The organism is Mesonia sp. K7 (genome assembly GCF_003233725.1).
Classification (GTDB): Bacteria; Bacteroidota; Bacteroidia; order Flavobacteriales; family Flavobacteriaceae; genus Mesonia.
In genome coordinates this window covers 20,446-39,137 of sequence record NZ_QKQV01000018.1, presented here as the reverse complement: position 1 = coordinate 39,137, position 18,692 = coordinate 20,446, and the positions used below count along the sequence as shown (strand labels likewise).

General features: G+C 39.8%; 21 protein-coding genes. 12 read left to right on the top strand and 9 right to left on the bottom strand.

Annotated elements, in window-relative coordinates:
• Positions 1-1,074 precede the first annotated feature (1,074 nt).
• Positions 1,075-1,299, top strand: a complete 225-nt coding sequence (locus tag DNG35_RS11240; protein WP_111129217.1) for a hypothetical protein — start codon at positions 1,075-1,077, stop codon at positions 1,297-1,299.
• Here the strand turns inward: DNG35_RS11240 and DNG35_RS12250 are convergent.
• The 4 genes from DNG35_RS12250 to DNG35_RS11225 are packed head-to-tail and all read right to left on the bottom strand — an operon-like array spanning position 1,290 to position 2,884.
• The gene (locus DNG35_RS12250) at positions 1,290-1,463 is read right to left on the bottom strand and encodes a hypothetical protein (protein ID WP_199489114.1); all 174 of its coding nucleotides are present in this window, start codon (positions 1,461-1,463) and stop codon (positions 1,290-1,292) included. The genes DNG35_RS11240 and DNG35_RS12250 overlap by 10 nt on opposite strands.
• Entirely contained in the window at positions 1,463-1,702 is a 240-nt protein-coding gene (locus tag DNG35_RS11235; RefSeq protein WP_111129214.1) for a hypothetical protein, read from the bottom strand. The genes DNG35_RS12250 and DNG35_RS11235 overlap by 1 nt, the downstream gene beginning before the upstream one ends.
• Complete coding sequence (locus DNG35_RS11230; protein ID WP_111129212.1) at positions 1,665-2,126, bottom strand: DUF5675 family protein; 462 nt, start codon at positions 2,124-2,126, stop codon at positions 1,665-1,667. Before DNG35_RS11230 ends, DNG35_RS11235 begins: the two co-directional genes overlap by 38 nt.
• Positions 2,127-2,128: 2 nt before the next feature.
• Positions 2,129-2,884, bottom strand: a complete 756-nt coding sequence (locus DNG35_RS11225; protein ID WP_111129209.1) for a hypothetical protein — start codon at positions 2,882-2,884, stop codon at positions 2,129-2,131.
• Positions 2,885-4,181: 1,297 nt separating this feature from the next.
• Here DNG35_RS11225 and DNG35_RS11210 point away from each other — a divergent pair.
• From DNG35_RS11210 to DNG35_RS11175, 8 genes are all read left to right on the top strand, one after another.
• Positions 4,182-4,700, top strand: a complete 519-nt coding sequence (locus DNG35_RS11210) for a DUF421 domain-containing protein (protein ID WP_111129205.1) — start codon at positions 4,182-4,184, stop codon at positions 4,698-4,700.
• A gap of 3 nt (positions 4,701-4,703) precedes the next feature.
• On the top strand, positions 4,704-4,979 hold the full coding sequence (locus DNG35_RS11205; protein ID WP_111129203.1) for a SemiSWEET family sugar transporter: 276 nt from the start codon (positions 4,704-4,706) through the stop codon (positions 4,977-4,979).
• 451 nt (positions 4,980-5,430) lie between these two features.
• A complete protein-coding gene (locus DNG35_RS11200) occupies positions 5,431-5,973 on the top strand; it encodes a hypothetical protein (RefSeq protein ID WP_111129201.1) in 543 nt (180 codons plus the stop codon).
• Positions 5,974-6,039: 66 nt separating this feature from the next.
• Positions 6,040-7,059, top strand: a complete 1,020-nt coding sequence (locus DNG35_RS11195; RefSeq protein WP_111129199.1) for an AraC family transcriptional regulator — start codon at positions 6,040-6,042, stop codon at positions 7,057-7,059.
• Positions 7,060-7,294: 235 nt separating this feature from the next.
• Positions 7,295-7,780 carry a ferritin-like domain-containing protein gene (locus DNG35_RS11190; RefSeq protein WP_111129197.1) on the top strand — a complete coding sequence of 162 codons (486 nt, stop codon included), beginning with the start codon at positions 7,295-7,297 and terminating at the stop codon, positions 7,778-7,780.
• A 90-nt stretch (positions 7,781-7,870) separates the two neighbouring features.
• Entirely contained in the window at positions 7,871-8,566 is a 696-nt protein-coding gene (gene gntA / locus DNG35_RS11185; RefSeq protein WP_111129195.1) for a guanitoxin biosynthesis heme-dependent pre-guanitoxin N-hydroxylase GntA, read from the top strand.
• A gap of 241 nt (positions 8,567-8,807) precedes the next feature.
• Positions 8,808-10,943: a catalase gene (locus DNG35_RS11180; protein ID WP_111129193.1), complete on the top strand. Its 2,136-nt coding sequence runs from the start codon at positions 8,808-8,810 to the stop codon at positions 10,941-10,943.
• Between the two features lie 278 nt (positions 10,944-11,221).
• Positions 11,222-11,815, top strand: coding sequence for a DUF1989 domain-containing protein (locus DNG35_RS11175; protein WP_111129191.1), 594 nt, complete (start codon positions 11,222-11,224; stop codon positions 11,813-11,815).
• Here the strand turns inward: DNG35_RS11175 and DNG35_RS11170 are convergent.
• The 5 genes from DNG35_RS11170 to DNG35_RS11155 form a co-directional block, all read right to left on the bottom strand.
• Entirely contained in the window at positions 11,812-12,771 is a 960-nt protein-coding gene (locus DNG35_RS11170) for a cation diffusion facilitator family transporter (protein ID WP_111129189.1), read from the bottom strand. The genes DNG35_RS11175 and DNG35_RS11170 overlap by 4 nt on opposite strands.
• Positions 12,761-13,201: a transporter substrate-binding domain-containing protein gene (locus tag DNG35_RS11165; RefSeq protein WP_111129187.1), complete on the bottom strand. Its 441-nt coding sequence runs from the start codon at positions 13,199-13,201 to the stop codon at positions 12,761-12,763. Before DNG35_RS11165 ends, DNG35_RS11170 begins: the two co-directional genes overlap by 11 nt.
• Before the next feature lie 19 nt (positions 13,202-13,220).
• Positions 13,221-14,069 carry an SDR family oxidoreductase gene (locus DNG35_RS11160; protein WP_111129185.1) on the bottom strand — a complete coding sequence of 283 codons (849 nt, stop codon included), beginning with the start codon at positions 14,067-14,069 and terminating at the stop codon, positions 13,221-13,223.
• Between the two features lie 132 nt (positions 14,070-14,201).
• Positions 14,202-14,366, bottom strand: coding sequence for a hypothetical protein (locus DNG35_RS12210; protein ID WP_158524897.1), 165 nt, complete (start codon positions 14,364-14,366; stop codon positions 14,202-14,204).
• A 91-nt stretch (positions 14,367-14,457) separates the two neighbouring features.
• On the bottom strand, positions 14,458-14,862 hold the full coding sequence (locus DNG35_RS11155; protein ID WP_111129183.1) for a Fur family transcriptional regulator: 405 nt from the start codon (positions 14,860-14,862) through the stop codon (positions 14,458-14,460).
• A gap of 96 nt (positions 14,863-14,958) precedes the next feature.
• Here DNG35_RS11155 and DNG35_RS11150 point away from each other — a divergent pair, with 96 nt between their 5' ends.
• From DNG35_RS11150 to DNG35_RS11140, 3 genes are all read left to right on the top strand, one after another.
• Positions 14,959-15,873 (top strand): NAD(P)/FAD-dependent oxidoreductase, encoded by a 915-nt coding sequence (locus tag DNG35_RS11150; RefSeq protein WP_111129181.1) that lies wholly within the window; start codon positions 14,959-14,961, stop codon positions 15,871-15,873.
• Positions 15,874-15,876: 3 nt separating this feature from the next.
• Positions 15,877-16,149 (top strand): hypothetical protein, encoded by a 273-nt coding sequence (locus DNG35_RS11145; RefSeq protein ID WP_111129179.1) that lies wholly within the window; start codon positions 15,877-15,879, stop codon positions 16,147-16,149.
• Positions 16,150-17,011: 862 nt separating this feature from the next.
• Positions 17,012-18,478, top strand: coding sequence for a potassium/proton antiporter (locus DNG35_RS11140; RefSeq protein WP_111129177.1), 1,467 nt, complete (start codon positions 17,012-17,014; stop codon positions 18,476-18,478).
• Positions 18,479-18,692: the final 214 nt, after the last annotated feature.

Genomic DNA, 18,692 nt, shown 5'->3' with positions numbered 1-18,692 from the left:
AAATGCTTCGGAAAACTTACGTTGTTTCTTGATTAATTTTAAATTAGCTTTCATATAAATTGACTTTAGTGGTCAACCTATATCAGGGACGTACAATAGCGTTGACCACCAATCACTAACCACTTAATTCCTAGTCACTACCTCCCCACTCCATGCCCTTGCCCATACAGTGTTTCCGCTAAAGCTACACACCTGTATCGCAAGAGCAAACGTTCCCCGCAGTACAAGCTGTATCTTGGCGCACCATACTGGGGTATGACGCTTCCAATCACAGCCTGTACTTGTTGCCTTTGCCCGCAACTTCGTGATTGCAAGGTTATAAGGTGTTCCGGTGTTGCCCAGCTATGCAAAACTTTTTTAGCAAAAAAAGCTTTTGCTCCATTCGCCGCAAACCGTCACCCGCACTTTTCTGTATTTGTGTTTGGTATGGTTTTCTACATCAAAACCAATTTTCGTCATGCTGAATTCATTTCAGCATCCCATAAAGCATCAACATATATTTAAAACTCAAAAACACCTACCAAACAAAATCCAACCGTGCTGCATTATTTGGGCTCGCCTTGCGGCTGTTTGCCGTCTGCACAAAAAAGATATAAAAATGAGACTGAGACTACTTGTGCTGAGTTAATCGAAGTATCGAAGTCACAAAGGAATAATAGAAAGAGTAGGAACATCCTTTTTGTTGGTGTCGTGGTCAAGGCAATGCGTAGCTTGCCAAGATGCCCACGTCGGCAACAGCACTCGCCAGGCGGCTTCGCCTAGTACTCGCTACGCTCAAACACGCTGTAGGCACCATAACCTTTTTTCCAAGTTATGGAATCCCTAAAAACTGACTACTGATATACTGAACAATGCAAACTTTTATACTCACCTCTCACCACTATTCACTAAAAAACTATCTACTTCACTACTCATTTTAAGTTTACTTCTCAGCACAAAATAACCGCTACGGCAAGTTACGCTTCAAAGCCCATAAGCACAGGTGCCTGCGACAGATATGGGCTTCTCTCGTTTTGGTCGCCTATGCGTTTATTTTAAGCCATCGTGTGGCTTTTCAACTTAAATTTTTTAATTATGAAAACAGATAAGAAAATTAATCTCGCCGTCGTAAAATCACAGATGATGCTCATCAGTAAAAAGGAATTCATACAAGAGGTTAAGAACATGAATAAGGACTTTATGAAACTTGAAAATAATATATACAACGCCAACAAAAGACTAAAACTAAAAAGATTATACCAATGGGCGTGCAAACATTTTTATGTCACTTACGGAAGCCATATCGATACTTATTTGTGAGGTTTCTTTTTCGTAAACTTCTGCAGCAATAACGAGACAAAATAACTCACGATAGCACCTATGGCAGCCATCACCACGGTAAAGACAATATTGTCCCAGGTAATATTAAAAATGGCGGAAAACAGGGTTCCGCCAATCACTCCTGATTTTGTACAGGTATCCATCATTTTTGTTTTTCTTTTTTGGAAGAGTTGTTTTCTTGATCACTCACCACCGCTTGACTCACAGCTGTGGCCACTGTTCCAGCAACGGTCATATAGGTAGCAATACTCACCACTAAGGCAGGCATTGCAATGGGAGCAGCGATAATGGCTCCTCCAGCAGTAGCTAGAGCAATCCCAATATTTCGAAGGATTTTAAAAAACTTAGGAGTGGGTTGTTGATATCGTTCTACAAGATTCATAATTCACTGATTTAATCGTTAATAAAATGGTTTCTCTGCGGTCTTGGGCTTGGTACACCAAGGCCAAGAGTTTTTGCATCGCATCCTTGGAATAAATGCCTTTTCCGATACCCGTTAAACAACTTACCGGAGCAATACAACCCCGCAATTCTTTTTGGGCATCATTCGCGGGATGAAACAAAATGTAGCTTCTACCCACCACATCGTTCACGATGAGGTGATGCTTGAATTTTTTTGAAAACCGGGGCTGCAGCTCATAAATCCCTTCCGGAATACACGACACCGATCGCCGATTTTCTTTCCACGGCAGTTCTAGGGTAAAACACAGAAACTTTAATTTTGGTTGCCCTATCGTTTCCGTGGAAATAAAGAGAGTACCGTTGGTACCCTCTTTCAAATAAGCGCGTTCTAAAACAAGCTCCATCCTTATGGAGTGTCTATACCTACCACACCCAAGGCATTGTAAGCTCCGTTTTTAAGCGGATACATTTGTCCGTTCACCTCTTGGAAAAACTCTACGCCAATCACCTGCACCATCGGTAAGGTCGAATTAGCGGTTAAGCTAGCGGTTAAAGTCGACGTCGGTACGGTCGTACCATCCCAAGGTAAAATGGCGGTCGATTCACTATCGAAAACATAGGTTTCGTTTTCAAAATCAACCTCAGCTCCACCTACAGAAAGTCTAAAATGGGTGGTACCACCTGGAGCAACAATATCATTCACAGGAATAAAGTCCGGGATATCGGCTTCCATCGTACCAGCAACACGGTCTATCGCTGAGGTATAGCCAATAAAAAACAACGACGCCAACTTCCCATTGATATTGAACTCAAAGCCATTCAACAGGCTTAAATCCCCATCTTGGACGGTTCTCAACCCACGTTCATTGACCGTATCGGTTTTGGTAATTGCGACCAATTGCTTGGTCAATCGACTGGTCACTCTTTTGTCCGAGGCATTCTGCATCAGTACCCTTAGAGCAACGCGAAGCAGTTTCCCTGCTTTCCCTGCTCTTCCAAACTCCGATCCGTTTTCTCTCGTTCTTTGAAACGCAGGATCGTTTGCAATTCGATTCGCATCAGGTCCACCTTTGATTCTTGCCAGGTGTCCGTCTGCCGTTTTGTAAAAGGAAATATCTCCGATAGTTCCTTTCAATTTGATAATTCCGGTTTGTCTTGCCATAACTTCATATTTTGATTATTAAGCCAAAACAACTAACTTCATCATTGAAAAAGAAAAATCTACTTCCGCTTAAAAACCTTCCCTCCGAAAAAGGATTTTATTGCCGTATTTGTAGTAGGGTTATAGCGTAGATAAAGTATGGATATAGTATGAAACTCACTAGGATATGCATATACCCAAAAGACATTCAGCTCATCACCGGCCGAAGTGAACGCTATGGTCGTAAGCTCTTAAACGACATCAAGTCCTACTTCGATAAAGAGCCACATCAGTTCATCACCGTTAAGGAGTTCTCCGAATACAGCGGCATTGAAGAAGAAATCATCAATGAATATATAGAGAAATATCCCTAACATTTCATAGCTATTATATTGATTTAGTGAGTTATAATGTTTATCTTTGTAACAGACGTTCTTTCAAATAATACTATTTCATTATTAATCATTGGTTAACAATTCGGTTAACAGGTTTATAAAAAACCTTGAAAACCCTTGTTATCACTAGGTTTTTCAAACATAATTTGGGGCTGCCACCCCGACCAAGAAAATCCAATCACAAAAGTGATTGGATTTTTTTATTTCCAGCTCGTAGAGCTGCCAAGCACTTAAGGGCTGGAAATAAAAAAAGACTTACAGGCGATAAGCCTGTGATTGGATTTTCTTGAGCAACATACCCCATTTCAGGATCACCGCTAGGTAATCCTTAAACTCTGAAGCAAAAGACAATACAGGTGAAAGCCAGTGATGGGATTTTTTTGAGCAACGACCCCAATTCAGGATCACTGTCAACTAATCCTCTCATAATTTATAAGAAATATAGCCGATTGCCGAACAAGTATTCTCTTAGCTGATCGGAGGCCTCAATTATCAAATATAGAACACCATCTCTTCCCGCATATTTGCCATGTACATTATCATAAAATTTCTCCGATTGTCAAAGCGACGGCAGAGGCACATAATATCCCTTACGATGTCAAACCTTCTTTTTTTCATGCCGTTTCCGATCATGTAAAAATACTCAAGCAATTGGGAAAGTAAAAATGAGGCAAGGATAGAATCTATATATTGATTTTAAGTAAACATATCCCTTCCCTTTCATCGCAAATCACTTTCCTCGGCACGCGCTTTGGGCAATGCCTGCATTTAAACCCTCATTTCTGAAGGTTAAGTATCAGAATACCATAACAATGGCTATCTTTGGAAAAAAGCTTTGTCCTAATTCCTCGGGGAAACCCGATCATAAGAAAGCTAAAGTTAGCTTAGGCTAAGCTTCATAAGCTATAAAAAAATTATATCTCATGGAATTATCGATAACACTTACCTCTTTCACCACGATTATACTTTCCACCTTAGGAATTTACATCGCCGTCATTTGCTATACCCGTATGTTCGGGAAACGGAGTTTCTCTAAAATGTCCAGTTTTGATTTTGCCATGACCGTGGCCATCGGTTCGATTATTGCCACGACCATCCTGAGTTCTTCCGTTACTTTGTGGCAAGGCGTGGTAGGACTGCTCGCGGTGTATGTATTTCAACTCATAGCAGCGCTCTTACGACGGTATCCACTTTTTCAACAGCTCATAGACAACCAGCCCTTACTACTGATGCATGGGGAGAAGATTTTATACGATAATTTGAGAAAGGCACGGGTGACCGAAGGGGATTTACGATCTAAATTACGAGAGGCGAATGTAATAGAATTTCATGAAATTCGTGCTGTCGTTTTTGAAACCACAGGAGATATTAGCGTACTCCATTGTAGTGATGAAACTAAAGAATTGGAAAAGTGGTTATTAAAAGATGTCGCAGAAAACTAAGCCATGGATTGGATTGATATCTTAGGTCTTCTCGCCGGAATATGTACTACTTCCGCAGTGATCCCCCAAATAAGAAAGGCATGGAAAACCGAGAAAGTAGAAGATGTATCTCCCTTTATGTTCGCCATTTTATTATTGGGTGTAGGCATGTGGGTGGTGTATGGCATCCTCAAAAATGATATTCCTATCATCGCTACTAATGGACTTTCCCTACTCCTTAACTTCTTGATGTTGTACTTATTCCTCCATTTTAAGAAAAAGAAATCCAACACAAAGTAAACTTTTGTAGTGAACATCTGAAATAGTTCTCGATACGATCCCGTCCCGAAGCTTCGGGACTCGGGATCACCTGCCTGCCGCAGGCAAGGCTCGAACTGACCATATGAGAACCGTTTTGAACCAAAATACACCATCAGCCGTGGCTTTTCATCGAGCCCAAAAATCATACAAACAATCCCCTCCCTGTTTTTAGTTAATTAATAATAAAATACTTTTAATAATATGTTAACTCCTTAGAGTTAAATTCCCAATTGATTTAATTTAGGGGGAAACAAATAAAGCATTTATAAACCTATGACACGCTTTACTATTTTATATGGAAATGCTTACCACCCGCTCTTCGTAGTGTTAAAGCAAGATTTAGCAAGTAGGATCCCCATCCGTATGATTCTTCTTATTATGGGATGGCTTCCGGGACGAAACAATGCTTGTATGATAAACGTTTAAGGGAATGCAGGGCTTTTTCAAAAAAAACAAAAAACCAATTTACGGAGGTATCATAGCCACACTTTTTACCGGTGCTGGTGTGTTTATATTGGGCAATGTTCCGGGCTATGAAGCGAAACAACTGATCACCTCTTCACTTTCAGGCATCAACATGCTCTGCAATACCATTGTGTTAGCTTCGGCTACCATTCTCGCCTTGTTGCTAACCTTATTGGGAATAAGCACCGGTACGAAATCCCGTTTGAAAAACGCCCACTACCAACAAGTCTTAAACATTGCCAAGTTCAATACTATCTTATTTGTAGGGGCGCTCCTTTTATTTCAGTTTTTCAACATTCCGATTACGGAATCCGATAAGGTTCCTACCTCTTGGTATACGACCATCTATTGGATCACCCTGTTTTTTTCTTCTTTATTAAGTGGAATGATGATTACAGTGGTTTTACTTCTCTATAGTACCGTAACCAATATTATTAAAATTGTGGGGCTGGGAAAAGACCATGAATTGATTTCCAAAGAAGTGATAGAAGAAGAAGAAACGGATTAAAGTAAGATGATAAAATGATTAGAAATATAAAAAAATAAAAACTTAGTCAATCAAAACGAACTTAAAATGAATCAGATTAAAGTAGTTTCCCTGCCGCTAAAAGATGTCATTTATGATTTTGCGAAAGCGTTCCATACGACCTATTCGGAAAATTGCAACGAATACAAAGTAGAAATACCTGCTGAATGGGGTACGGGATACATCAAAGGGATGAATTTTAAGGAAGGATTGGGGATCCTTCAATACGATTGTACCTTTAAGAATGATCTTGCCGTCCATTTTACAGTACGTCAAGTGCATCCGTTAAAATTTCTGTATGGTATAAAAGGAAGTTTTGATCATATTTTTGAGAAAGGAGAGGAAGTGCACGAAATAGAAAAGTACCAAGGTTGCATTGTAGCCAGTGAAAATCATTTGGGTCACGTCCTGAGGTTTAAAGGCGGGGTACACACGATTTTGTCCAGTCTCGAAATTGTACGTCACGATTTTAGAAAGCAGTTGGCATGTGAATTTCAACATACCGATGCGACACTGCATAACATCTTTAAAGACCGAAAAGCAGAGAATGCTTTTTTCTATAAGGGGTTTTTCTCTTTGCAACTTTATACTATTTTTCAGGAAATCCGAGATTTTCAGCAGAATGATTTGATCAAAAAGATCTTCTTGGAAGGAAAGGCCTACAATATTTTAGCACAACAGATCCTAGAATATTATGAGGACGTCAATTCAGAAGGCAACGAGCCCATCATTCGCCAAAAAGAGGTAGAAAACATTTCAAGGATAGCCAATTATATAAAAACAAATCTATCTACTTCGCAGACGGTAAAAGCACTTGCTTCCCAATTCGGTATCCCGGAAAACAAACTTCAAGCAGGTTTTAAAACCCTCTATGGGAAAACGGTAAATGAATATCTACAACAACAGCGTTTAGAAGTTGCTTTGCTCCTCTTGAAAGAAACAGAGTTGAATATTTCTGAAATCGTCTATAAACTAGGGATTTCCAGTCGCAGTTATTTTTCTAAAATATTTAAAAAGGAATATGGAATAGCTCCTTCAGAATTTAAAAAGAAAGGCTTTTCGCCTTAAAATTTCTATTTCAAATGTTAATAAATTCACAAATCACTAATTAGGATACCATATGTGTTAACATATATAGCGATTGTGCTATTCTTATTGAGGGAGAAACAATAATTTTCAACAACCATAATCATAAAGGAAAATGAGCATAAATGCTATGGGAGGTTCAAATACTTTGTAATCAACCAACCTATATAGAAAACCCTCTGATTTTCTTTAAAACAAAAAAATAAAAATTAACATTATGAAAGATTTACAGGATTTATTCGAACATCAATTAAAAGATCTTTATAGTGCAGAAGATCAACTTACCGATGCTTTATCAAAGATGGTGAAAAATGCAAAGGACAGTAACCTCAAAAAGATTTTTGAAAATCATTTAGAAGAAACCAAAGTGCACAAAAAACGCATTGAAGAAATTTGTGAGGACTTAGGTATTGATCCAGAAGGAGAAATGTGTAAGGCGATAGAAGGGCTGATAAAAGAAGCAGAAGACTTCTTAAACGAAGACACCACCAATGACGTGAAAAATGCTGGCATGATTGCAGAAGCCCAACGGGTAGAACACTACGAAATTTCTGCTTACGGTACCGCGGTTCGCTATGCAAAAGAATTAGGACACCAAAGTATCGCAGCTAAATTGCAAAAAACATTGGACGAAGAGTACCAAGCAGATCAAGAATTGAATGACCTTGCTGAAGAAAGATTGAACAAAAAAGCAAAGGAGTAAATAAAAACTGATTTTTAAGAGCCCATTTAATGTTGAAATGGGCTTCTTTTTTAGAGCACCCCTAATACGAACCTAGAAAATAGATAGTATATGAAGAAGACGATAGAAAATAGGCCGATAGAAGGAGCTTCGCCAGCTGAAGTTTTAACGCCATTTAAAGAATTTATTTTAGGAAAAAACCACCCTTGCCTGATGGCACAGACTGTTTTTCAAATGAAAGAGGTCACGATAAAACAATACCCGGAAATGGGCAGCAAAGCCTCCGCAGTTCAGATGCTGGAGGACATCAAAGACTACCTCGGTAGTTATGACTTTGAAGAAAACAATTTTCAAACCTTTATCGCCACTTTTCCCTTCACTCCCATCCCTTCCGAAAGAGTTTTCGAAGAATTATTATGGCAACAGCTGCAATGGCTTCACGAGGTGGATGATCAAGCTTGGGATCCTTCCGTTAGTGACAATCCCGATCATCATCAATTTAGTTTTAGTTTGGCCGGTAAAGCTTTTTATATCGTCGGGATGCACCCACAAAGTTTCCGATTAGCACGGCAAGCACCCTTCCCTACCATGGTGTTTAACTTGCATTGGCAATTTGAAAAATTGCGGGAAATGGGAACCTATGATCGGATTCGGAATAAGATACGAAAAAGGGATAAAAAGCTTCAGGGATCCATCAACCCGGTATTGAAGGATTTTGGGCAGGACACCGAAGCAAAACAGTATAGTGGGAGAAAGGTTGAAGAAGACTGGAAATGTCCTTTTCACCCTTCCAAAAAACATAGATAACCCACAGGAATATGGATTCCGTCACATAGAAAACCTCACCAAACCTATGGAACAAAATAAAAAGACGATATCCCCCACTTACGATCGGATGTCATCAATGAGGGAAAATTTACACGTACACTGCTTTTATAAATCACTATTTTTCAGTATCTTAGTCATCAGTACATTTGCATTCTTAGCTACTGAATTTTAAATAAAATGCTGTTCACTACTTACCATAAACCAATAAACTTAAATAATCATGAAAGAAGAAAAAAAACAAAAAACCAACCAAAAGCTAAAAGACCTGGAAAATAATATCTCCAGTGCCCATAAAGAAACGATGACAACTAATCAAGGTGTTAAAATCAATGACGCTAACAATTCTTTAAAAGCAGGAGAAAGAGGAGCTACCTTATTAGAGGATTTTATACTGCGGGAAAAAATTACGCATTTTGACCACGAACGTATTCCAGAACGTATCGTACATGCCCGAGGAAGTGGAGCCCATGGTTATTTTGAATTATATGAAAGCCAAAAGAAATATACAAAAGCTGGAATATTTACCGATACTACGAGGAAAACCCCAGTATTTGTGCGCTTTTCGACTGTCGCGGGTTCTAAGGGATCAGCAGATATGGCAAGGGATGTGAGGGGATTTGCCGTAAAATTTTATACCGAGGAAGGCGTTTTTGACTTGGTAGGAAACAATATGCCTATCTTTTTTATTCAAGATGCGATGAAATTTCCTGACCTCATCCATTCGGTCAAGCCCGAACCGGATCGGGAAATTCCACAGGCAGCCTCTGCCCACGATACCTTCTATGATTTTGTTTCCCAAACCACCGAAACACTTCACAACCATATATGGGTAATGAGTGATCGTGCTATTCCCCGTAGCCTTCGAATGATGGAGGGCTTTGGGATTCATACCTTTCGCATGATCAACGAAGAAGGAAAAGCACATTTTGTAAAATTCCATTGGAAACCCTTATTAGGCGTTCACTCGGTTACCTGGGATGAAGCCGTAAAACTTCATGGGGCAGATGCCGATTTCCATAGAAGGGATTTATGGGATGCCATCGAAGCAGGTCATTATCCCGAATGGGAATTAGGGATACAAGTAGTTCCGGAAACCGATGAACATCAATTTGATTTTGACCTCTTAGACCCTACGAAGTTGATTCCAGAAGAAATGGTGCCGGTCACGAGAATTGGTAAAATGACCTTAAATCGAAATCCCGATAATTTCTTCGCAGAAACAGAACAAGTGGCTTTTCATCCCGGACACATTGTCCCGGGACTTGATTTTACGAACGATCCCCTTTTGCAAGGGAGGTTATTCTCTTATACGGATACCCAGCTCTCTCGATTAGGAAGTCCTAATTTTCACGAGATTCCCATTAACCGTAGTATTAGTCCAGTACATAACAACCAACGCGATGCCCAGATGCGGATGACCATCAACAAAGGGAAGACGGCTTATTTCCCTAATTCCCTTGGGGGAGGTTGCCCTTACTTGGCTAAAATGAGCGAGGGAGGATTTACCAGCTATGAAGAACGCCAGGATGGCAAAAAAATAAGAGCCAGAAGTGAGAGCTTCAGCGATCATTTTTCACAACCCGCGCTGTTTTACAGAAGTTTGACGGATTGGGAAAAAGAACACGTGGCCAATGCCTATTCGTTTGAATTAGGAAAATGTACCTATGACCATATCAAAGAGCGAATGCTATGGTTGATCCACCAAATCCATGAAGAGTTGGCACAAAAAGTAGCCGATAACCTGGGAATGAAAGTTCCTTCAGACATTCAGAAGCCCATCAATCGTGCAATTGGAGCAGACGATGATACCCAAAAAAACCAGCCCGGAAAGCGAAAAGAATACCTCAAAGAATCAAAAGCTTTAAGTCAAACCCATATCAAAGTCGAAAGTATAGTAACCCGTAAAATAGCGGCGATTGTGGCGGAAGGTTTTGACAGTAATGAGGTAGAGGCCATGAAAAAAGCCTTGGAAGATCAAGGAGCACAGCTCATGATCCTAGCGCCCCATGGAGGAGAAGTTACATGTCACCAGAACAAGAAACACAAGGTAGATGCCGCATTGATGACTACCGAAAGTGTGCTGTTTGATGCGATCTATATCCCCGGAGGAAAGCAAAGCATGCAGCAATTAGAAAAAAACGACAAGGCTAAGAAATTTATCAATGAGGCTTTAAAACATTGTAAAGCCATCGCTGTGAATGGTGAAGGAGAAAAATTATTAGACAGCACCTATGCGAAGGACTTTAAGGACGATGAAACGATTATAATCAATAAAGAGCCGGATTTATTCATCAAAGCTATTGCCAAACACCGAAATTGGAAAAGAGAAAAAGAGGTAGCCCATATCCCTGTATAAAGTAAAATTTCCCTTTCGCATGAGTCGTAATGGGAGGAATGTATTATTTTAGCTGAACTTAGGGATTTTTCTTGTTCCCACGGGAACTATCGCAAGAAAGGAAGTAAGCTATGGTGAACTACATTCCTCCTATTACCTTTTGCCTTTTTGGTACTAGCGGGTAGTGAAAACGGGTTGCGTTAACTATTCCAAAGGAAATTATAGCTCCTCCTCAAGAGGAACTTCCCGAAGTCCATTATCGGTTTAAGACCTCAAGCATAACCAAAAATAGAAAAAACATGATCAAAGAAATTCCGATACAGTCCGGAACGGCTTTTAAAATTTTAAAAGGAGAAAAACTAAAAGTCATTGACCCTAAGGGGGAACAGGTAAGTGATATGGTACTCTTCAATGAAAAAGATATCCGGGAAAAAATTTCTTCCGGAAAGACATTGGATTTTGAAGAAAGCCTTCTCATTACCCAAGGACATTTTCTGTGGAGCAATCGAAGCCGAAAAATGATGAAAATACTCGAAGACACCAATGGCAGAAATGACTTTTTATTAGCGCCATGCAGTCCCGAAACTTTTCAGATCATGTACAATAATCCAACATATCACCCGAGTTGTTTCGAAAACCTTTACACCCATTTAAAGGCCTTTGGCATCGAACCAGACGATATCCCGACCGCCTTCAATATTTTTATGAATGTACAATTTGCGGAAGATGGAAAACTAAGCGTCAGGCCTCCCATGAGTACCGCAGGTGATTATGTATTGCTCGAAGCCCAAATGGATTTGATTGTGGGACTGACTGCCTGTTCTGCAGAAGATAGCAATAACGGAAGCTTTAAGCCTATTCATTATGAGATTATTCGTAGGGATACCCCTTAAAAACGATAAGCTTTCAGCGAAGAAACAGGCATAACGGTAAGATCGTATATTTTCCAGTGAAGTTTTTTCACCTTGGCTATTCCCTGCTCAATTGCTACACTGGAGATTTCCTTTTGTTTTGGAATCACATATATTTCCCCAAAATATACCTGTCCGTGTTCCCGGAAGCGTACTTCCGAATCTTTTACCCAATCCCATTGGGCTACTTCTTGCGCTATTTTTTCCACCAGTTCATCATGGGTAGGATCGGTCACATGTACCGGACGCCGGTCCATCAAATCCTTAATGGCCTCCACAAGATTATGGTATCCATCTTTAATCACAGAAACCGATATAAACAAGGCGGCCGCAGCATCTGCCCACCAAAAGCCAGCCCCCACTCCCAAAATTCCTATCATCGCTGCAAAAGCAGTCATGTAATCTGCCTTTTGGGTTTGGGCATCGGTAAATAATATTTTATTGTGGAGCTTTTTAGAAAGAGGCATTTTTTTATAGCCCAATAGCATGGCAGGAAGTGAACTGTACATGAGCGCCAAAATCATGAGCCATCCCATCCAAATTTGTTTGTCGAAGATTACTGTACTTCCGATGGTGGGTCGTTCTTTCATCACCAAAGCGAGCGTAGAATCAATACATAAATACATGCCTATCGAAAACAAAGCGACGGCTCCTGTTAAGAAAGCGATGCTATAAACGCGATGGTAACCATATGGAAATTTAGTATTCGGGGCTTTGTCATATATTCGGGTCGCGATCAAAAATGAAATACCTGGCAATAAACTTAAGGCGTCTTCCAACCAAGCAGTTTTCATGGCTTGCGAAGCCCCCATCACCACATACATCAGTAGAATTACCGTACTTAAATAAATAATCGTTATCCATTCTAGTTTTTTTGCCTTTTCTAATACTGGTTTCAATCTATCGGGCAGTTCGTAAGGTGACTTTTTATTTCCCATACGGATGGTTTTGATGAAGAAATGTTTCTAATTCATAGACCAGTCGATTTTCCCCTTTCGGAACAAAGAACACATGATGACGGTCGTAAGGCTTGGTCATTCCTATTTCTTCTTTCCACAGGGAGGTTTTAGTGAATCCCCCTACTACCACATCTAATTGATAGTCTTTCAATTGACGAATAAGGGTAGTTTCAGTTCCTGTTTCAAAGTGATAAGTAAGCTGTTCTTTCATACAAAATTGGGTCAGAAGTGTGATTTCTTTTCCCGAAAAGGTACTGTCGGTAATAATTGTATAGGGAGGGTTGTGAACCACACCTATCCGAAGCCCTTCTTCTTTTGTGGTCAAGAAGGTATCGTGCGGGTCTTTGGGAAAAGTACAAGAGATAAACAGTAAAAAAATCCCTATTAAAATTTGAGGTATAAGTTTCATGCGTACTCAAAGTTTAAAATTATGCGCCAATCATCTCTCCCCCATTTACATGGATAAACTGGCCAGTGATATAGCTACTGTCTTCGGAAGCCAAAAATACATAGGCAGGACCTACTTCACTCGGTTGTCCTGCTCTTCCCAATGGCGTATCCTGTCCAAAATCGGAAACATCATCAAAGGTAGCGGGAATTAACGGCGTCCAAATAGGACCCGGAGCTACGCCATTCACGCGAATGTTCTTCTTGGCCAACATCTGGGATAAGGAACGCGTAAAACTTACAATCGCCCCTTTGGTACTGGAATAATCCAATAAATGATCACTACCCCGATAAGCCGTTACCGAACTGGTATTGATGATGGTGTCTCCACTGGTGAGGTGTTCCAACGCGGCTTGGGTGATCATGAAATAGGGATAAATATTGGTCTCAAAGGTTTGGTGAAGCTGCTTGACATCAATCGCTTCTAACGAATCTTTGGGAAATTGCATCGCGGCATTATTCACCAAAATATGTAAGCCTTTCAAATGTTTTACACATTTCTGCACGGCCCCCTGACAGAATTGCTCCTCTTTTAAATCCCCTTTGATAAGCAAACAGGTCCGACCTTCCGCTTCAATCATTTGCTGGGTTCTTTTGGCATCACCGTCTTCGAAAAGGTAGACAATCGCAACATCCGCACCTTCTCTGGCAAAATGTACCGCTACACTGCGACCAATACCACTATCACCGCCCGTGATCAAGGCGACTTTATCCTTTAGTTTATCACTTCCCTTATAATTTTGACGAATCACCTCGGGTTCGGGGTGCATCTTACTTTCTTTTCCAGGTTGCGTTTGTTGCTGTTCCGGAAATTTTTTGGGTTTTGCCATAGGAGTTCATTTTGATTTATTCATAGTCTTCTCTAGTCCTAGGATAACAAGCCATAAGACCACAGAAAGATACGAAGGATCCCTCAAATTAAAAGTTGGAGAAATGTTAAATCAACTTACCCTTTGCAAGAATTATCCAGCCGAAAATAATTTTTTTAGTTTTTTTAGCATACGTTCTATAAAAGAAGTTGGCTCTTGGTCTTTGTTGTTATTTTCAGCAATTTCTTCTTCAGAAAGATATTTTTTTTTAAAACTTTTATCCCCTACGGGATGTATGTCGTGTTTTTTTTGATTCATAGGAATTAGAATGATAACTTAAAGATAAGTAATATTTGGAAACATCCGTATATGATGATGTACTAATATAGACAAAAATTCATGGGATAGACTAGCTGAAATTATTCCCTTCCTCACTCCCACATTCCCTGCAATAGCCGGAAACCAACAGGTTATGGACTTTACCAATATAGCCTGAGGGAAGCGGTAGGGAAAGCTCACTTTCCAGGCATTCCACTTTTCCGCACTCCAAACAACGAAAGTGAAGATGCTTATGCGAATGGACATGTTTTTTCTCCCCACAGTTCATACAGAAGGCAAAGTATTGTTTGCCATCATCGCCCACGATCTTGTGTACTTTCCCGTCTTCACAAAACTGATTCAACACCCGATAGATGGTGGCACGATCTACCTTACGGTGTAATTCCGTTTGAATCATCTCGTGACTCATGGCATTCCCGGAACTTTTTAATACTTCGAGGATCTCGGTCTTGGAGGAGGTGGTTCTTCTTTTCATAACTTTTATTGCGACAAGGTTGCAATATTACAAAACTATTCTATATTTGCAAAATAACTATTGCGACAATATCGCATTTAATAATATTCCTAGCTTATGGCAACAAATACGTACGAAGTCATTATTATTGGCGGCAGCTATGCCGGACTATCCGCCGCTATGGCCTTAGGGCGTTCACTCCGAAAAGTATTGCTAATCGACAGTGGTAAGCCCTGTAACCGCTTTACCCCTTATGCTCATAATTTCTTGACGCAGGACGGTATTCCGCCCAGTCAAATTGCCCAAAAAGCCAAAGCACAGGTGCAGCAATACCCGAGTATTGATTTCCTTACCGATAAGGCAGTCCATGCCGAAAAATCGGCTGAGGGTTTTACCCTCACCACTGAAAACGGGGGAGCGTTTGAAGCGAAGAAATTGATTTTTGCTACGGGCATCAGGGACATCCTTCCAGAGGTACCAGGTTTTGCTGCATGTTGGGGAAAGAGCATTGTACATTGTCCGTATTGCCATGGCTATGAATTCAAGGGCAAAAAAACAGCCATTTTGGCCAAGGCCGAAAAAGCCTTGCACTTGCTTCCGCTCATTAAAAATCTTACCGAAGAAGTAAGCCTTCTTATCTCCGACCCCAATGAATATACCGATGAACAGCTGAGGCAATTGAAAGCCCACAAGATTCCGCTCCTCACCGAAAACATAAAAGAAGTGGTCCATACCGATGGGAAGATGACCACTCTCCTTTTTGAAGATGGAAGTTCGCAAGCCTTTGATGCTTTGTATGCAGCCCTTCCTTTTGAGCAACACAGCCATATGCCCGAAGCCTTAGGCTGCCAGTTAAACGAACTAGGCTACCTCGAAATAGAACACACCCAAAAAACAACGGTCGAGGGTGTCTACGCATGCGGCGATAACTCATCGATGATGCGTGCCCTAAGCAATGCGGTGTACACCGGGAATGTAGCCGGCGCGATGATCAATATGGAATTAGCCCAAGAACAATTTTTAATCGCCTAAAAAATGATAGAAGTATTTACCACCAATATCCCAAATTCAAAAGAAGCCAAGCCAGTGATCAAAAAAATACAAAAGGCTTTCCCATTCCTCTCCATGGATTTTGAGGCAGAAGGACCGGTAGGGAATTATCCTTGCGAACACAGTATCCTACGGGTAAAAAGTGAAACGCTGCTGGAAAGCAATAAAATCATTTCTTTATTGCACCAACTCGGTTTCGAAACAGAAGTCTTGGAAGATAACCTATGCCCTCCTGTAAAGAAGGCTATGAAGTTGTAAGGAACATCAACCTCTTACGACTTATTTGGCGATTTTCTTTTGCATAGGAATGGAGCAATCGCTTCCTACGCGGTAGTTGCCCCACATGCGAGCGGGTTCCTTCTCGTTTCATTCCCTCCTCACTTATATCCTATCCAGTCTTCTTCCACCTTATAGTATACCCTATTCACACTTGTCCACATAAATGTGGATTCAGTATGACGTATCTATGGCTTATCTATGGGTCAGCCATAGTTTATGACCCGTCCTAAAATAACTATACAGGTTATTAAATAAATCCTGATATAATTATACAACTCTTTTTCTTAATCCTAAAATTTAGGATTATCATATTTTTATAGTCCTGACCCGTCCTATTGGTATCGTGGTCAAGGCAATGCGTAGCTTGCCAAGATGCCCACGTCGGCAACAGCACTCGCCAGGCGGCTTCACCTAGTACTCGCTACGCTCAAACACGCTGTAGGCACTATAACCTGGATTAAATCATATAAAACCCAAACAATTGTTGACCCTAAAAACAAACAAGAATTAGACTAAAATACTATATATCACTAAACACAATAAATCTCCTTCGACGATCTTCGAATCTAAGCGTCTACAAAAGTAGTTTGGTACTACCTTCTAAAAGCCAAACTAATAGACTTTACAATTTACATCTCGCTATGCAAGTCCTATTGCAGAAGAATTTATTACCTTTCATCTCTCTAAGCAGAATTACGCTTACGCTTTAAGTGGCTATAAAATAGATCAATTCTGAAAGGACATCTTGTAGGTAGAAATTTTGAGTTTGAAAGGAGCTTTATAACAACATACCAATATAAAAAGTAGAAAAATAAATTTGTACAGATTGATATAAAAATAGATGAATTTAACCATAGAAAATATAGTATTAGTTGGTTCTTTATTACTTTTCATAAGCATTATAGTTGGTAAAACTTCTTATAAATTTGGTGTACCTACTTTATTACTTTTCTTAGCAATAGGTATGCTGGCAGGTTCTGACGGAATTGGGGGCATTAATTTCGACAATCCAAAAGTTGCACAATTTATAGGTATCGTTTCACTTAACTTTATTCTCTTTTCAGGGGGGCTTGACACCAATTGGGAAACCGTTAAACCTGTACTTAAAGAAGGAATTGCATTGTCTACATTAGGCGTTTTATTGACAGCTGTTTCTCTTGGCTCTTTTGTGTGGTTGGTTACAGACTTTACCATTTACGAAAGTATGTTACTGGGTTCAATAGTGTCATCAACAGATGCGGCGGCCGTGTTTTCAATTTTACGTTCAAAAAGTCTTGCGCTAAAAACCAATTTACGCCCAACTTTAGAATTGGAAAGTGGAAGTAACGACCCTATGGCTTACGTGTTGACCATTGCATTTTTAACACTCGTTATAAATCAAGACCAAAGCGTTCTTTCAGTTATTCCCTTATTTTTTCAACAAATGGTTTTGGGTGGTATCGCTGGCTTTGCTTTTGGTAAACTTAGTAAATATATCATCAACAAAATTAAACTTGACTTTGAAGGGCTTTATCCTGTTTTAGTGATCGCACTAATGTTTATTACATTTGCTGCAACCGATTTTTTTGGAGGAAACGGGTTTCTGGCCATATACATTTGTGCAGTTTACTTAGGAAATCAAGATTTAATCCATAAGAAAACAATCTTGAAAATGTTTGATGGTTTGGCTTGGTTAATGCAAATCGTATTATTCCTCACTTTGGGCTTACTCGTTTTTCCCTCACAAATCATCCCATATTTATCGATAGGCCTTCTCATATCCTTATTCTTAATTGTGATTGCCCGACCTGTTGGGGTTTTTCTCAGTTTGGTGTTTTTTAAAATGAAATTAAGAAGACGTTTTTATATTTCTTGGGTTGGTTTACGTGGAGCTGTTCCTATTGTATTTGCAACTTACCCACTTATAGCTGGTATCGAAAAAGCTGATATTATTTTCAACATTGTTTTTTTTATATCGGTTACATCAATTCTCATTCAGGGTACAACACTATCTATAATAGCAAAAGGGCTTAACGTTGCTTTGCCCGAAAAAGTAAAAAAGATAACAGAAATAGATAAACTAACTTTAGAGTTACCGAAATCATCTTTGCGGGAGTTTGAAATTTTGCCCGATTTTGGTGCGGTAAATAAAAGAATTGTTGATTTAAATTTCCCTAAATCTGCATTTATTGTAATGATAAAAAGAGGCAGTGAGTATATCCGCCCAGGCGGTTCAACTGAATTAAAAGCAAAAGACATTTTAATGGTGATTGCAGATAATCAGGAAGATTTTGAAAAGGTTGACGATTCTATTATAATATCAAAATAGAGATTACCTACAATAAACATCAAATTTTGACAGCAAACTGACCTCACTGTAATCGCGGTCAAGACAACGCAACCTTGTTAATATGCTAGCATTGAAAAAATCATTCACCAGAACTTCAACTTTCACACGCTGTAGGCACCATAACCTTGTAATATAAAAAACCCGTAAAACATTTCATTTTACGGGCTACGAAAAAAACAACAGTTTATTTAAA

What these genes read in the sequence shown, in the direction of transcription:
- DNG35_RS11175 (WP_111129191.1), top strand. Translation starts at nt 11,222, where the DNA reads ATGATCAAAGAAATTCCGATACAGTCCGGAACGGCTTTTAAAATTTTA.
- DNG35_RS11195 (WP_111129199.1), top strand. Translation starts at nt 6,040, where the DNA reads ATGAATCAGATTAAAGTAGTTTCCCTGCCGCTAAAAGATGTCATTTAT.
- DNG35_RS11145 (WP_111129179.1), top strand. Translation starts at nt 15,877, where the DNA reads ATGATAGAAGTATTTACCACCAATATCCCAAATTCAAAAGAAGCCAAG.
- DNG35_RS11205 (WP_111129203.1), top strand. Translation starts at nt 4,704, where the DNA reads ATGGATTGGATTGATATCTTAGGTCTTCTCGCCGGAATATGTACTACT.
- DNG35_RS11150 (WP_111129181.1), top strand. Translation starts at nt 14,959, where the DNA reads ATGGCAACAAATACGTACGAAGTCATTATTATTGGCGGCAGCTATGCC.
- DNG35_RS11190 (WP_111129197.1), top strand. Translation starts at nt 7,295, where the DNA reads ATGAAAGATTTACAGGATTTATTCGAACATCAATTAAAAGATCTTTAT.
- DNG35_RS11240 (WP_111129217.1), top strand. Translation starts at nt 1,075, where the DNA reads ATGAAAACAGATAAGAAAATTAATCTCGCCGTCGTAAAATCACAGATG.
- DNG35_RS11225 (WP_111129209.1), bottom strand. Translation starts at nt 2,884, where the DNA reads ATGGCAAGACAAACCGGAATTATCAAATTGAAAGGAACTATCGGAGAT.
- DNG35_RS11155 (WP_111129183.1), bottom strand. Translation starts at nt 14,862, where the DNA reads ATGAAAAGAAGAACCACCTCCTCCAAGACCGAGATCCTCGAAGTATTA.
- gntA (WP_111129195.1), top strand. Translation starts at nt 7,871, where the DNA reads ATGAAGAAGACGATAGAAAATAGGCCGATAGAAGGAGCTTCGCCAGCT.
- DNG35_RS11230 (WP_111129212.1), bottom strand. Translation starts at nt 2,126, where the DNA reads ATGGAGCTTGTTTTAGAACGCGCTTATTTGAAAGAGGGTACCAACGGT.
- DNG35_RS11140 (WP_111129177.1), top strand. Translation starts at nt 17,012, where the DNA reads ATGAATTTAACCATAGAAAATATAGTATTAGTTGGTTCTTTATTACTT.
- DNG35_RS11210 (WP_111129205.1), top strand. Translation starts at nt 4,182, where the DNA reads ATGGAATTATCGATAACACTTACCTCTTTCACCACGATTATACTTTCC.
- DNG35_RS11160 (WP_111129185.1), bottom strand. Translation starts at nt 14,069, where the DNA reads ATGGCAAAACCCAAAAAATTTCCGGAACAGCAACAAACGCAACCTGGA.
- DNG35_RS11165 (WP_111129187.1), bottom strand. Translation starts at nt 13,201, where the DNA reads ATGAAACTTATACCTCAAATTTTAATAGGGATTTTTTTACTGTTTATC.
- DNG35_RS11170 (WP_111129189.1), bottom strand. Translation starts at nt 12,771, where the DNA reads ATGGGAAATAAAAAGTCACCTTACGAACTGCCCGATAGATTGAAACCA.
- DNG35_RS12210 (WP_158524897.1), bottom strand. Translation starts at nt 14,366, where the DNA reads ATGAATCAAAAAAAACACGACATACATCCCGTAGGGGATAAAAGTTTT.
- DNG35_RS11235 (WP_111129214.1), bottom strand. Translation starts at nt 1,702, where the DNA reads ATGAATCTTGTAGAACGATATCAACAACCCACTCCTAAGTTTTTTAAA.
- DNG35_RS11180 (WP_111129193.1), top strand. Translation starts at nt 8,808, where the DNA reads ATGAAAGAAGAAAAAAAACAAAAAACCAACCAAAAGCTAAAAGACCTG.
- DNG35_RS12250 (WP_199489114.1), bottom strand. Translation starts at nt 1,463, where the DNA reads ATGGATACCTGTACAAAATCAGGAGTGATTGGCGGAACCCTGTTTTCC.
- DNG35_RS11200 (WP_111129201.1), top strand. Translation starts at nt 5,431, where the DNA reads ATGCAGGGCTTTTTCAAAAAAAACAAAAAACCAATTTACGGAGGTATC.